Source organism: Ensifer sp. (assembly GCF_035999135.1).
In the GTDB taxonomy this organism is placed as follows: Bacteria; Pseudomonadota; Alphaproteobacteria; order Rhizobiales; family Rhizobiaceae; genus Ensifer.
The window spans coordinates 14,191-27,758 of sequence record NZ_DASYGZ010000192.1 but is presented as its reverse complement, the minus strand read 5'-3'; the positions used below and the strand labels follow the sequence as shown (position 1 = coordinate 27,758).

Sequence of the window (13,568 nt, the reverse complement as noted above, 5' to 3'; positions counted from 1 at the left end):
GCTTGCCGGAGCGCGGCAAGCCGCCGCATGCGAGATATGCCCGGCCGGGAGAGCAGCGGCGCGCAAACGAAAAAGGGCACCGGCGATGTGCCGATGCCCCGTCGCTTCGTTCGGTTCGAGCGAACTCAGATATCCGAAACCGACGTGATGATGCGCGATACGAGACCGTAGCTCTTGGCTTCTTCCGCCGACAGCCAGTAGTCGCGATCCGTGTCCTTGGCGATCTTTTCGACCGGCTGGCCGGTCGCGTCGGCAAAGATCTTGTTCAGGCGTTCGTTCATCTTGATGATTTCGCGCGCTTGGATCTCGATGTCCGAAGCCATGCCGCGGGTGCCGCCCGACGGTTGGTGCAGCAGGAAGCGGGTGTTCGGCAGGCAAAGACGACGTTCCTTGGGAACGCCGACATAGATCAGCGCGCCGGCGGACGCGACCCAGCCGGTGCCGATCGTCCAGACCTTCGGCTTCACGAACTTGATCATGTCGTGAATGCTGTCGCCGGATTCGACGTGACCGCCGGGCGAGCTGACGAAGATACGGATATCTTCATCGCTGGCCGATGCCAGCGCCACGAGCTGCGAGCAAACCTTCTGCGCCAGCTCCTGCGTGATCGAACCGTAGATGAAAATCGAACGCGACTTGAAAAGGTTCGCCTCCGTTTCCTTGCCGAGCGGCAATTCGGTCTTCTTGTCGTCCTCGTCGTCGTTGTCGTACATCCGTGTTTCTCCGGCGTCTCATGAAGTCTTCAGTCAATGTCAGATAATGCGACTCGACCGCGAAGACAATGCAACAAACGGAAGCGGCGACAAAGCGGCAAGACACAGTGCGCTTATGGTAAAAACACCTACCGCCAAATGCCGTATAGACAGGTGGACAAAGGCCAATAAGATCAAGGCGTCAAACACTCGAGAGTGGGGTCATCCTCCCAAGGCCCCGCCGATCCATGGGGACACGCATGAACAGACGCATCCTGATCGCCGCCGCAGCGCTCGTCGCTTCCGCCGCACCCGCCTTTGCCCATCTCAACCCGGAAGAACACGGCTCGTTCGCCGCCGGCTTCTCGCACCCGCTCTTCGGGCTCGACCATATCCTCGTCATGGTCGCCGTCGGCCTCTGGGCCGCCCAGATCGGCGGCCGGGCACTCTGGATCGTCCCGACGGCCTTCGTCTCGATGATGGCGGTGGGCTTCGCGCTCGCGGTCGCCGGCGTCGGCCTGCCCTTCGTCGAGCCGGCGATCCTTGCCTCCGTCGTCGCGCTCGGCCTGCTGGTCGCCATGGCGGTGCGTCTCGACACGGCGGCGTCCGCGGCCATCGTCGGCATCTTCGCTCTCTTCCATGGCCACGCCCACGGCGGCGAACTCGGCAGCGCCGGGGCGCTTTCGTTCTCGGTCGGCTTCATCCTCGCCACCGCGGCCCTTCACGCGGCCGGCATCGGCCTCGGCATCGCGCTTCAGCGCCTCTCGGGTGGCGGCCTGCTTGCCCGCATCCTCGGCGGCGCAACGGCGCTTGCCGGCGCCGCGCTGATCTTCGGTTGAGATCGCGAAGCGTGCAGCACGGACGGATCATCCTTCTCAATGGCACGTCGAGTGCGGGAAAATCCACACTGGCAAAAGCGCTCCGGGAGACCCTCCCGGAGCCTTTCTGCTACTATGCGTCAGACCAGCTTGCGGACGCAGGTTTCCGGGTTCTCAAGCGCGGCATGCACCCTGCCATGCGCGGCGAGCGCTCAAGGTTCTTCGACGGATTTCACCGCTCGATCGCGGCTTTTGCCGAGGCCGGCAACGACCTGATCGTCGAGCACATCGTCGAGGAGAAGAGCTGGGCAGAGGACCTCAGGAACCGCACCGCCCATCTCGATATCTTCTGGATCGGCGTGCATGCGCCGATCGAAGACCTCGAACGGCGCGAGCGCGAGCGCGGCGATCGCACCATCGGCGAAGCCCGCTTTCACCTGAAGACACATGACTACTGCGCCTACGACCTCGAAGTGGACACGCGCGACCCAACCGCCGACGTCGCCGCGCGCATCGTCGAAGCGTGGCTGAAGCGCCCGTCACTCACGGCTTAGAGGAAGCTCTTTCCTTAGCCACGACCACGATAGGTCGGCACGCCCTGGTCGGGCAGCCACAGGCTCTCCGGCGGCTTGCCGGTCTGCCAGAACACGTCGATCGGAATGCCGCCGCGCGGATACCAGTAGGCGCCGATGCGCAGCCAGCGCGGCGAAAGCAGCGACACCAGCCTCTGGGCGATCTCGATCGTGCAATCCTCGTGAAAGGCACCGTGGTTGCGGAAAGAGTGGAGAAAGAGCTTCAGCGACTTGGATTCCACCAGCCATTCGTCCGGCACATAGTCGATGACGATATGGGCGAAGTCCGGCTGCCCGGTCATCGGGCAGAGCGAGGTGAACTCCGGTGCTGTGAAGCGGACAAGATAGTCCTTGTCCCGGTTGCCGCTCGGCACCCGCTCCAGCACTGCGTCTTCCGGATTTTGCGGCAGGTCGACCTTCGCGCCCAACTGCGAAAGGCCGGATACGTCTGTCTTGCTCATTTCGTATACTCCGTCGGTCCATCTGCGTGTGGCCGCTCGCCATGGCTCATGCGCCGGCCACGCTCAGTTTCGGCCCTTAAATCAGAACCGCCTCAAGAAGGAAACCTTGTCACGGTTGAAGCGCCGCCGACTTTCATCATTGGCGCCCGACCGTGGTCTTGACGCGCACGCCGTGCGCCTTCTCACCTTCGGGCTCCACATGGATCGCAATTTTTGCACCCGGATGCACCACCCGGATGGCATCCTCGATCCGGTCGCAGATGTCGTGTGCCTCGCCAACCGGCATCGCCTCCGGCACCACCATGTGGAAGTCGACGAAGATGGCCGGACCGGCCTGGCGGGTTTTCAGGTCATGCACGCCGAGCGAACCCGCGGCATTCGCGGCGATCGCCTGCTTGATCGCCTCTTCCTCTTCCGCCGGCACGGCGCGGTCCATCAGCCCGTCGATCGAGCGCGAGATCACCATCCAGCCCTGGTAAAGGATGTTGCACGCAACGATGACGGCGAGCAGCGGGTCGAGGATCGCGTAGCCGGTGGCGATCGCGAGAACGAGGCCGACCAGAACGCCGATCGAGGTAACGACGTCAGACAGGATGTGGTGACCGTCGGCGCTCAACGCCGGCGAGCGGTGCTTGCGTCCGGCAGTGATCAGCACATAGGCCCAGATGGCGTTGACGACACCGGCTGCGAAGTTGATCGCAAGGCCGAGCGCCGGCGCTTCGATCACCGCGGGCGCCATCATCGCCGGCACCGCTTCCCAGACGATCAGCAGGGCTGCGACGACGATCAGTACGCCCTCGATGACGGCAGAAAAATACTCCGCCTTGTGGTGGCCGAAGGGATGGCCGGCATCCGCGGGCTTCGAGGCATAGCCGATCATCAGATAGGCGATGACGGCCGCAATCACGTTGACCGTGGATTCGAGGCCATCGGACAGAAGCGCGACCGACCCGGTAAACCACCAGGCGAGAAGCTTCAGCCCCAGCACGGCCAGGGAGAGCGGGATGCCCCAGAAGGCAAGTCGCAGGACGGTTCTGTTGTCGGATCCAGACATTTTGATCATTCCCTATGCAGATGCAAACGAGTTGCAAACGCAAGCCCATTGAAACGCAAAACCGCCCGCGCGAATTTCGCGCAGGCGGTTGATGAGCAAGCATATGCTGGATTAAGCGGCGCTTGTCAAAGACTGGATCGGCCGGTTCCACTTTCTGCGCAGACAATCGCCTCGAAAGGCTGAACGCCGGCTTCGCTTTCCGCGTCATCGGCAGCCTTGTCGCCCCGGCCGATGAAGACGAACACGACGGTCGCGGTCGCAACCGTGATGCCGCTCAAGATAAGGAGCAACACGCTGAATGCATCGCCATAGGCTTGCAGCAACACGGCCGGCGAGATCTCGGGCGATTGAAGTACGGCGCCCTTAAGATTGCCGGTCACGATGCGTTGCGCCATCGCTCCAGTATTCAAATCGCCATATGCGCCAAGGTTTGAGGCGGTGAGCGCCGACAGCACCGCCGTCACGATCGCCAGGGCTACGCCCTCCCCTGCCACACGCGTGGTGCTGAAGATCCCGGTCGCCATGCCGGCGCGCTCCCTGGGCACGACGCTGACGGCAAGGCCGTCCATCAGACCCCAGGGCAGGCTGATGCCGAGGCCGATCAGCAGCAACGGCGCAATCAGTGCCAACGGTTCAGATCCAACCGGAAATCGGCTCAGCCAGAAGAGACCGGCAGCAGAAAGCAGCAATCCCGCCCCACAGATCGCCGCCGGCGAAAACCATCGGGTCAACAGACCCGCCGCGATCGGCAGGACCAGGAGCGGCGCAGACATGGCGATCATCATGCGCCCGCCGTCGACAGCACCCATGCCTTCGATGCCGATGAAGCGCACGGGTAGCAGGATCAGCAGCACGACGAAGCCATAGGCAGGTGCCGCCGCCAGCAGCTGCACGCCGACGAAACGCGGATAACGAAAAAGCGTCAGGTCCAGCATCGGCCGCGCAACGACGCGCTCGATCCGCCAGAACGCCAGGAGGAACAATGCGGAGGCGACGAACATGGCGATCGTCAACGGATCGCTCCAGCCGCTTTCGGGCGCTCGCAGGATGCCTGACGTCAGCGACGTCAGCGCTGCGGTGAAACTTGCCGCCCCCTTCCAGTCGAGACCGGCCGCATCCGGATCACGTGTCTCGCTGAGGAAAATGGCTCCAAGCAGGAGAGACAGCGCTGCCAGGGCGACGACAAGCACAAAGATCGCCGGCCAGCCGAAGGCCTCGACCATCAGGCCCGAGGCAATCGGTCCGAAGGCAAGGCCGACGCCAAAACTGGTGCCGACGAGGCTGAAGGCGCGCAGCCGCTCGTTCTCTTCGAATTCCTGCGCCAGCGAGGCCATGCCGCCGGAAAAGGCGGCCGCCGCCCCGATGCCCTGAAGGGCGCGCAGAACGTCGAACCAGACGATCTCGCCGGCAAAGGCAAGGCCTGCCGAAAACAGCAGGAAGGCCGTGAGGCCGCCGAGGAAGATGCGCTTGCGACCATAGCTGTCGGCAAGCGCGCCGGCCGCCATCAGCGAGCTGCCGAAGGTCAGCATGAAGGCATTGGTCACCCAGTTGAGGGCCATCGGATCGGCGCCGAGGCTGCGGCTGATCGCCGGCAGCGCCACGGCCGGGCCGGTGAAGGTGAGCGGCATCGCGGCCGCCGCCAGACAAACCGCGATGAGCACGAACCAACGCTCGCGCCCGTCCTTGATCTCTTCTCTCATGCTTCGCATCCGTTCGTTCGAGCAAAGGAGATACCCACGCAGGCCCGGGAGGTCTGCGCCCACGTCTCGGCAAAGACCGGGTATCGATTGACGAATGCAGGATATTTTCGACACAATGATATGAAAATAGACGCATGTTTCCGCATTTACCGGAAATAAACGCTCGAATGGAGTGACGATGGATCGCCTGAGCGGATTGACCGCCTTCGTGCGCACCGCCGATCTCGGCAGCTTCGTCGCGGCCGGGCGTGTCCTCGGGCTTTCGGCTTCGGCGGTCGGCAAGGCCGTGACCGCTCTTGAGAAACAGCTCGGGGTCCGCCTGCTGCAACGCTCCACCCGCAGCATCCGGTTGACGGAAGAGGGTCGCCTCTTTCACGAGCGCTGCCGCCGCATCCTCGACGATCTCGACGACGCGGAGGCTTCGCTGGCGGACGCCGTGTCCATGCCGCGCGGCCGGCTGCGCGTTAGCGTGCCTATCGTCAGCTACCACCTGCTCCTGCCGGTACTGCCGGAATTCGTGCGGCGCTATCCCGAAATCGAACTCGACCTCGACTTCAACGACCGCATCGTCGACCTGATCGACGAGGAAGTGGACGTCGCGATCCGCAGCGGCGTGCTGCCGGATTCACGGTTGATGACCCGGGCGCTGAGACCGTTCCAGCTGCTGCTTTGCGCTTGTCCATCCTACCTTGAAGAGCATGGCACGCCCGAATGCCCCCGCGATCTCGACGGTCACCAGGCGGTGCGTTTCCGCTTTCCCAACAGCCGCAAGCTACAGGAATGGCCGATCACTCTGCCGCCCGAGGGGGGGGAGCCACGCCTCAGGACGGTGCTCACCTGCAACAACATGGAAGCGCTCAGCGGCGCCGTGCTTTCAGGCCTCGGCATCGGCTGCCTGCCCGATTTCCTCGCGCGCCGCCATCTTAGCGACGGAAGGCTTCGCACCGTGCTCGATGCCCATCTCGACGCGCCCGGGCAGTTCCACCTGCTGTGGCCGTCGAACCGGCATCTGTCGCCCAAGGTGCGCGTCTTCGTCGATTTCCTCAGCGCGCGGCTTTTCGCCGACCGTTGCGAGATCGTTCCGGCTGGTCACGCGGCACAATAGAAACGAAAAGTGCCGCCTCCACGATGGAAGCGGCACCTTGTCGTCATGCATGTCTTCGGCGCCCCGCAATGCGGGATTGCCGGTCCAATCAGGCGGCCTTGATCTTGGCGCGCTTGGCCAGATGCGCCACGACGTTCTCGATCATTCGCATGCCGGCGTCGCCACCGAGCGTCATGATCGATTCCGGGTGGAACTGCACGGCAGCCACCGGCTCCTTCGTGTGCTCGATGCCCATGATCGTACCGTCTTCGCTTTCGGCCGTGATCATGAATTCCGGCGGCAGGCTCGACGGATCGGCAAAGATCGAGTGGTAGCGCCCGACCGTCACTTCCTTGCCGAGACCGGAGAAAACGATACCGGGCTCGAGCACCCGGATGCGCGACGGTTTGCCGTGCATCGGGATCGCCAGCTGGCGAAGGTCGCCGCCATAGGCTTCGGCGAGCGCCTGAAGCCCGAGGCAGACGCCGAAGATCGGCAGGTCGCGCGCCCGCGCCTTCTTGATTGTCGCCTTGCAATCGAAGTCTTTCGGATTGCCGGGACCGGGCGAAAGCACGACCAGATCCGGCTTCACCCGATCGAAGATCTCCTCGGCGACCGGCGTGCGCACGGTCGTCACCGTCGCCCCCGTCTGGCGGAAATAGTTGGCGAGCGTATGGACGAAGCTGTCCTCGTGATCGACGAGCAGGATGTTGACGCCGGCACCGACGGCGGCCACGTCGCGGCCGGCCTTGCCGGCATTGGCGGATTTCGCGTCGCGAATGGCTGCGATCATGGCGGAGGCCTTCAGTTCGGTTTCGGCTTCTTCTTCTTCCGGGTTTGAATCGTAGAGCAGCGTCGCCCCCGCCCTGACCTCGGCGATCCCGTCCTTGATGCGGATGGTGCGCAGCGTCAGGCCCGTGTTCATGTCGCCGTTGAAGCCGACCATGCCGATCGCGCCACCATACCATGCGCGCGGGCTCTTCTCATGGCTCTCGATAAAGCGCATGGCCCAGAGCTTTGGCGCGCCGGTGACGGTGACTGCCCAGGCGTGGCTGAGGAACCCGTCGAAGGCGTCCATGTCGTCGCGCAGGCGCCCTTCGATATGGTCGACCGTGTGGATCAGGCGCGAATACATCTCGATCTGCCGGCGGCCGATGACCTTGACCGAGCCCGGCACGCAGACGCGGCTCTTGTCGTTGCGGTCGACGTCCGAGCACATGGTCAGCTCGGACTCGTCCTTCTTGGAGTTGAGCAGTTTGAGGATCTGCTCGCTGTCGGCGATCGGATCGTCGCCGCGCTTGATCGTGCCCGAGATCGGGCAGGTCTCGATGCGGCGGCCGGACACGCGCACGAACATTTCCGGCGAGGCGCCGACCAGGTATTCCTGGTTTCCGAGGTTGATGAAGAACGAATAGGGCGACGGATTGATCGCCTTCAGCCGGTTGGAGATCTCCGACGGCTTGCTGTCGCAGCGCTCGAAGAATTTCTGGCCTGGCACCACTTCGAAGAGGTCGCCGCGGCGGAAGCTTTCCTTCGCCTTGACGACGAGCTCGGCATATTCGCCGGGACGATGGTCGCCATGCGGCGGAATGCTGTCGACGGTCTGGAACGGCTCGGACGCGATATCCTCCGCCTTGCCTTCGGTCGAGGCGCCGTCCTTGGCAAAGTCGTAGCGGTCGATCCAGGCCTTGGCGGCATAGTGGTCGACGACGAGGATTTCGTCGGGCAGGAACAGCACCATGTCGCGCTGGTCGTCCGGGCGCTTGAGCTTCAGCTCGATCGCGTCGAACTGGAAGGCAAGATCGTAACCGAAGGCGCCATAGAGCCCGAGGCTCGCATCCTCGGCCGAATGGAAGAGGTTGGTGACAGCGCGCAGGACGCTGAAGACCGTCGGCATCTTCGAGCGTTCTTCCTCGGTGAAGACACGGTCGGGCTGGTTGATCGTCAGGTCGAGGCGGCGGCTTGTCGAGGCGCCAAGCGTGATATCCGCTACCGTCTTCAAATGCTCGGCGATGATCGCAAGCAGCACTTCGCCGCGGCCGTTATAGGCTTCGATCCAGAGCGAGCGACCGAAGGACGAGATCCCGAGCGGCGGATCGACGACGGCCGTGTCCCAGCGGGTGTAGCGGCCTGGATATTCGTAGTTGGAGGAAAACACCGCGCCGCGGCGCTCGTCGAGCCTGTCGACATAGCTGGCGATCGCGTCCTGATAGGAGGCTTCGCGCCGCCTGCGCGTTACCACGATGCCGCCTTTTGTGGTGTAGCTCTCCGAGCCGTCCTCGAGAATTACCGTTGCCATTCGCCTCGCTCCGTAAAAGCCCGGTCCTTGAGCGGCCAAAACATCAAAAAAGCCGCCTCGAAATCTCCGGGCGGCTTCATCTCTCAATCACGCATGACTGGTCAAGGCCGCTTCAGCGAGCCCACCACCAGATCGAAATGTTGCGTGCATTTTCCATGGGCCAAAGTGTTAGCTTGGGTTTCGGACTTGCGCAAGCGGGAAAAACGACCGCGCGACGGCAAAAGAAAAGGCGGCCACGAAGGGCCGCCTTTCCGACTGGAGCTGGATTGAAACCGATCAGAACTTGGCCTTCGCCGTGACCAGGAAGGTTCGGCCGCGGCCGGTGTCGATCGTGCTGCCGGCAATGGTGCTCGAAGACGGCGTGTAGGTCTTGTCGAACAGGTTGGTGACCTGGGCCGTGACTTCAAAGCCGTTTTCGAACTTGTAGTTGGCGAAGAGGTCGACGAGGCCGTAGCCCGGGACGTTCGGCGGCGTACGATTGATTTCGCCGACAAAGGCGTTCGAAACCGCATAGATGCGGGTGCCGACTGCAAGGCGCTGGTCTTCAAGGAAGCGTGCGCCGAGCGTTGCGCTGATGATGTTCTCAGGCAGGTAGCTCTGGACGCCGAAACCGTTGACCTGGCTCGGCAGCTTGCTGTCGGTGTAAGTGTAGGCAAGGTCACCGAAGACGTAGCCGGCATCGTAGGCCGCCTGAAGTTCGAAGCCCTGGACAGTCGAGGTGCCCGGATTGTTGACGAAGAAGATCTGGCGACCGCCGTTGAGCAGGGCGGCGGTGATGTAGTTGTCGATGCGGTTATGGAAGTAGTTGGCCTTCACCCGCAGGTTGTCGCTGGGGTCAAGCAGGCCGTCGAAGGCGAAGTTCGCACCGATTTCCCAGCCCTTGGAGGTTTCCGGCTCGAGGAACGGATTGGGGAAGAACGACTGGCCCGAAGGACCCGGATGCGTGCCTCCGGCAAAGGTCTCGTTGACCGTCGGCGAACGCGACGTTTCCGCATAGGTTACGTAAGGCTGGAACCATTCCGTCGGGTTGAGCGCGACCGTGACGCTCGGGTTGAGGCGGCCGTCGGACTTGTCGACCGTATAAGGGCCAGCCGGAAGACCGATCGGGTTGCCGGCAACCACAGCGCCGGAGCCATCGAGGCTGAAGTGATCCCACCGGAGGCCAGCCGTCAGATCCAGCATGCCATAGGTGAAGGTCGTGTTGCTGAAGACGCCGGTGGTGGCATTGGTGCCGCTGCCGTTGACGCCGGCGCCCGGACGGGCCGTGCTGTTGATGACGTCGTAGTCGTCGCGGAAGTACTCGACGCCGTAATTCGCCTTCACGGCAACGTCGCCAAGGTCGAACAGCGAGGTGTTCGAGATGTCAAAGCCCTTGCCGGTGTCGGTGATCTGACGACCGGCCGCCGTGCCGCCGCCGCGAATGTCGGTGTCGTACTTCATCTTCAGCCGGTTCCAATAGGCATTGGCGCGGAAGTCGATGAGTTCGTTGTCCGGCGTATAGGCGTAGCTCGCCGAAACCGTCTGGTTCTTCACGTTCTGGAAGTAGGAGTTTGCGAAGAAGTCGTTGTCGTAGGTGATGCCGGTGAGCTTGAACGAGTGGTCCTTGTCCGGCGTCACTTCAAACTTCAACAGACCCGAAAGAAGGTCTTCCTCGGTGAAGGGAACCTCGACGCCATTACCGTTGTCGTAGTTGCCGGGATCGGCCTTGCTGATACCGCCAAGCACCGAGAAGACGTCGTTGAAACGATAGGCGCCGATCAGCGATTCCGACCATCCTGCGCCGTTCGTGCCGTAGGTCGCCGAAGCGATACCGCCATAGTTCTTGCCGTCCTGGATCAGGTCTTCGACGTCATAGGTCTTGAAGTTGACCGAGCCGGCGAGCGCGCCACCGCCGACGCCGGTGACGGCGCCGCGGGTCACGTCGATCTCGGACAGGAACGCCGGATCGAAATAGGCAAAGCCCTGGGCTTCGTGACCGGTGAAGCGGAAGTTCTGGCGAACGCCGTCGATCATCATGTTGACGCGGCCGGACCCTTCAAAGCCACGGATGTTGACGGCAACGCCCGGGTTCTGGGGATTGTTCGCCGTCGACGTTCCCGGAACGCCGCGAAGCAGGTCGTCGGTTTCCTGACCGGACTGCAGATCGATCTGGTCCGATGTGACGACGCTGACCGGGCCGGCCTTGGCATAAGGATCGCTCGTGCGCGAGCCCTTCGCCACGATCGGAGAGAGGTAGGTCTCGCCTGCCTTGGTCTCCTCGGCCTTTTTCTCTTCCGGCTTCGTCTGGGTTGTCGCACTCTGCGCGAATGCGAGCGTTGCGGCGGAAAGTGCAAGAGTTGTCGTGCAGGCCAAGAGAGCCAGGCGACGATGCCGGGTGAGCATAGACCAATCCTTTGATTTTCGGAGGCCGGGCTTGCTGTTGAGCGGCGAACTCAAGGGGCTGGCTGGGCGGTAGGTTCGAGAGCGTTGCGACATGACGTCGCCTCATTTATGCCGGATAAAAAACATGAGTATGATTGTCAACTAACAAACATCCTCCCCACAATTTGTGGGGGCGCACCAATTCGAAGCGTTGCCGAACTGCAACGCTTTTGCGTGCGGCCGGATGAAACCAGATCCGCTCCCGTGCGTTCCTCCCGCTCGAACCCCGCCTCGTTCGCAACGAGAAAGGAAGCGGATGCAGCGCTACCTCCCCCTGATTTTCCTGTCGGTCGTGATCCTCGCGGGCGCAGGCCTTCCCAAATCCGGCCCCGTGCCGCTCAAGAAGCCGCCGGCCGACCCTCAGTTGGAAGAAGCGGTCCCGACACCCGACGAGAAACCGGCGGAGGGTGACCAGAAGAACAACCAGGAAGGTTCTGTCGACACCAAGCAAGGCGACGAAAAACCGGTGCCGCAGCCGAAACCGGACAATGCCGGGGAGCCAGCGGAGAAGGACGGCAAGGCCCAGGATAAGCCGGCCGAAACAGACAAGAAGGCGGACGAAAAGGCCGGCGAGGAGAGCAAGCCCGTCGTCTATCCGCCTGTGGAAAACGAGAAACCCGCCGAATACGCAAAATGCCTCTCCGACCTCAGGACCCTTGGCGCAACCTTTAGCGAGGCAAAGCGCGTTGACGACGGCAAGGGCTGCGGCATCGACAGGCCACTCGAGGTCACCAACATCCTGACCGACGTCGCACTCGCCCCGAAGGGACTGATGCGATGCGAGACGGCTCTGGCGCTGGCGCGCTGGACGAAGGAAACGGCCCAGCCCGCAGCCGAAGTCGCCTTCGACAAGACCGTGAAGATCAAGGCGTTGAACCAGGCCTCGACCTATGTCTGCCGCCTACGCAACAACGCAAGCACCGGCAAGATCTCGGAACACGCACACGGTAACGCCGTCGACATCGCGTCCTTCACGTTAAGCAACGGCACGACGATCACGATCCAGCCGCGCGACGAGGACGGCACGATGGGCGGCGCCTTTCAGCGCGCGGTCACCGCGTCGGCCTGCCTCTACTTCAAGACCGTGCTCGACCCCGGCAGCGACGCCGCTCACGAAAACCACCTGCATCTCGACGTGATCGAACGTCGCAACGACTACCGCTATTGCCGCTAGCCCAGACCGGGTTCAGTGTCTGTCGTGACCGAGGGCTACGAACACGCCCTCGAAGCGGCCGGCAGTGTCACTGCCGTCAAGCAGATCGGCAACGACGACGGCGCGCGCCCTGCCCCGCCTTTCCAGCATCTGCAGAAAGCCCGGCCACCGCTCGGCATCCGCCAGAGAGGACCGCGCTACAAAGGCGCCGGCGACCGGCTTCAGATAGTCCATCCGGTTGCTCTGGATCACCAGGCGCGCCGCGATACTGGCGGCCCGCAACCGCACATGCAACAGCGACCAGGCGGAAAGGATCGTGAGCGCGGACGCGCTGCCGCCGAAGACCGTTTCGCGATGATTGATGTTGGGCGCGAGCGGCGCGCTGAGCTGCACATGTTCGAGGTTCACCTCATCGACGTGAACCTGCATGGCGGCTGAAAGCGGAATGTGGGCGTGGAGATAGGTCTCTAGTTCCAGTGGCGTCATCGCGGTGTCCTGGGCATTTCTGTGCACATTATGAATGCCTGAGACGCCGCGTGCTCGCCAGAGCGAAAACGAGAGCCATCCGTCATCCGTTATTCGCCCTTGCCGGCGCAAAGATACCCGACTGCCCGCCTTGCCTGAACGCCATGCGGCTCCCAAATATCAGCCCGAGAAAAAACCACCCGTTTCAAATGCGGATCGCTCCATTGTTTCATTCAAGTGGTAGGATGGTGCAACGCTTTGAAATCACGCATTTCCGGGCACGAGCGTTTCCAGCTTTTGCCTGAACTGTCGCCGGCCCAAAAGGATACGATCATGGCTTTGACGATGTACCAGCTCTCCATTCCCGCGTTTGTTCGCGGCCTCGGCGTCCTCACCAGACTGCTCGACAAGGCCGAGGCTTTCGCGCGCGAAAACGGCATCCCCGCCGACGACCTCGTCAACGCTCGGCTGGCGCCGGATATGCTGACGCTTGCCGGCCAGGTACAGCGCGTCAGCGATACCAGCAAGGGCCTGGTCGGTCGCCTGACGTCGATTGAGGTGCCCCGCTTCCCGGATGAGGAAAAGACCCTGGACGAACTGCGCCAGCGCATCGCCAACACCGTCGCGTTCCTCGAAACGATCGGCTCTACCGACCTCGAAGACAGCGGCAGCCGCGAAGTCGTCCTCAACTTCCCGAACCTGAAGGTGACGTTCACCGGCGAGGAGTACCTGCAGAAGTTCGTGCTGCCGAATTTCTACTTCCACCTGACGACCGCCTACGACATCCTGCGTCACAAGGGCGTCCCGGTCGGAAAGGCCGATTTCCTCAGCTTCGCCTGATCGCGCCGG

The 13,568-nt window shown here is 62.8% G+C and carries 13 protein-coding genes; 5 read left to right on the top strand and 8 right to left on the bottom strand.

Annotated elements, in window-relative coordinates; all coding sequences use genetic code 11:
* Nucleotides 1-125: 125 nt before the first annotated feature.
* Complete coding sequence (locus VGO12_RS25180; protein WP_327515457.1) at nt 126-713, bottom strand: ATP-dependent Clp protease proteolytic subunit; 588 nt, start codon at nt 711-713, stop codon at nt 126-128.
* A 239-nt stretch (nt 714-952) separates the two neighbouring features.
* Here VGO12_RS25180 and VGO12_RS25175 point away from each other — a divergent pair, with 239 nt between their 5' ends.
* On the top strand, nt 953-1,531 hold the full coding sequence (locus VGO12_RS25175; RefSeq protein ID WP_327515456.1) for a HupE/UreJ family protein: 579 nt from the start codon (nt 953-955) through the stop codon (nt 1,529-1,531).
* Between the two features lie 11 nt (nt 1,532-1,542).
* A complete protein-coding gene (locus VGO12_RS25170) occupies nt 1,543-2,064 on the top strand; it encodes a chloramphenicol phosphotransferase CPT family protein (RefSeq protein ID WP_327515455.1) in 522 nt (173 codons plus the stop codon).
* A gap of 14 nt (nt 2,065-2,078) precedes the next feature.
* Here the strand turns inward: VGO12_RS25170 and queF are convergent, their stop codons facing one another.
* The 3 genes from queF to VGO12_RS25155 all read right to left on the bottom strand — a co-directional run bounded on the left by queF (nt 2,079) and on the right by VGO12_RS25155 (nt 5,297).
* Nucleotides 2,079-2,543 (bottom strand): preQ(1) synthase, encoded by a 465-nt coding sequence (gene queF / locus VGO12_RS25165; RefSeq protein ID WP_327515454.1) that lies wholly within the window; start codon nt 2,541-2,543, stop codon nt 2,079-2,081.
* 136 nt (nt 2,544-2,679) lie between these two features.
* Nucleotides 2,680-3,597 (bottom strand): cation diffusion facilitator family transporter, encoded by a 918-nt coding sequence (locus VGO12_RS25160; RefSeq protein ID WP_327515453.1) that lies wholly within the window; start codon nt 3,595-3,597, stop codon nt 2,680-2,682.
* 125 nt (nt 3,598-3,722) lie between these two features.
* On the bottom strand, nt 3,723-5,297 hold the full coding sequence (locus VGO12_RS25155; protein WP_327515452.1) for an MFS transporter: 1,575 nt from the start codon (nt 5,295-5,297) through the stop codon (nt 3,723-3,725).
* A gap of 178 nt (nt 5,298-5,475) precedes the next feature.
* Between VGO12_RS25155 and VGO12_RS25150 the strand changes: the two genes are divergently transcribed.
* Nucleotides 5,476-6,402: a LysR substrate-binding domain-containing protein gene (locus tag VGO12_RS25150; RefSeq protein ID WP_327515451.1), complete on the top strand. Its 927-nt coding sequence runs from the start codon at nt 5,476-5,478 to the stop codon at nt 6,400-6,402.
* 88 nt (nt 6,403-6,490) lie between these two features.
* On the opposite strand, the gene VGO12_RS25145 is transcribed toward VGO12_RS25150, so the two are convergent.
* From VGO12_RS25145 to VGO12_RS25135, 3 genes are all read right to left on the bottom strand, one after another.
* Nucleotides 6,491-8,680 carry an anthranilate synthase gene (locus VGO12_RS25145; RefSeq protein ID WP_327515449.1) on the bottom strand — a complete coding sequence of 730 codons (2,190 nt, stop codon included), beginning with the start codon at nt 8,678-8,680 and terminating at the stop codon, nt 6,491-6,493.
* 112 nt (nt 8,681-8,792) lie between these two features.
* Nucleotides 8,793-8,837 carry a trpE operon leader peptide TrpLE gene (gene trpLE, locus VGO12_RS25140; protein WP_178385070.1) on the bottom strand — a complete coding sequence of 15 codons (45 nt, stop codon included), beginning with the start codon at nt 8,835-8,837 and terminating at the stop codon, nt 8,793-8,795.
* Between the two features lie 119 nt (nt 8,838-8,956).
* Nucleotides 8,957-11,062, bottom strand: a complete 2,106-nt coding sequence (locus VGO12_RS25135) for a TonB-dependent receptor domain-containing protein (RefSeq protein ID WP_327515448.1) — start codon at nt 11,060-11,062, stop codon at nt 8,957-8,959.
* A 295-nt stretch (nt 11,063-11,357) separates the two neighbouring features.
* Between VGO12_RS25135 and VGO12_RS25130 the strand changes: the two genes are divergently transcribed.
* Nucleotides 11,358-12,275, top strand: a complete 918-nt coding sequence (locus VGO12_RS25130) for an extensin family protein (RefSeq protein ID WP_327515447.1) — start codon at nt 11,358-11,360, stop codon at nt 12,273-12,275.
* A 12-nt stretch (nt 12,276-12,287) separates the two neighbouring features.
* Here VGO12_RS25130 and VGO12_RS25125 read toward each other — a convergent pair whose 3' ends face one another.
* Nucleotides 12,288-12,740 (bottom strand): YiiD C-terminal domain-containing protein, encoded by a 453-nt coding sequence (locus tag VGO12_RS25125; protein WP_327515446.1) that lies wholly within the window; start codon nt 12,738-12,740, stop codon nt 12,288-12,290.
* Between the two features lie 312 nt (nt 12,741-13,052).
* Between VGO12_RS25125 and VGO12_RS25120 the strand changes: the two genes are divergently transcribed.
* Complete coding sequence (locus tag VGO12_RS25120; protein WP_327515445.1) at nt 13,053-13,559, top strand: DUF1993 domain-containing protein; 507 nt, start codon at nt 13,053-13,055, stop codon at nt 13,557-13,559.
* Nucleotides 13,560-13,568 lie beyond the last annotated feature (9 nt).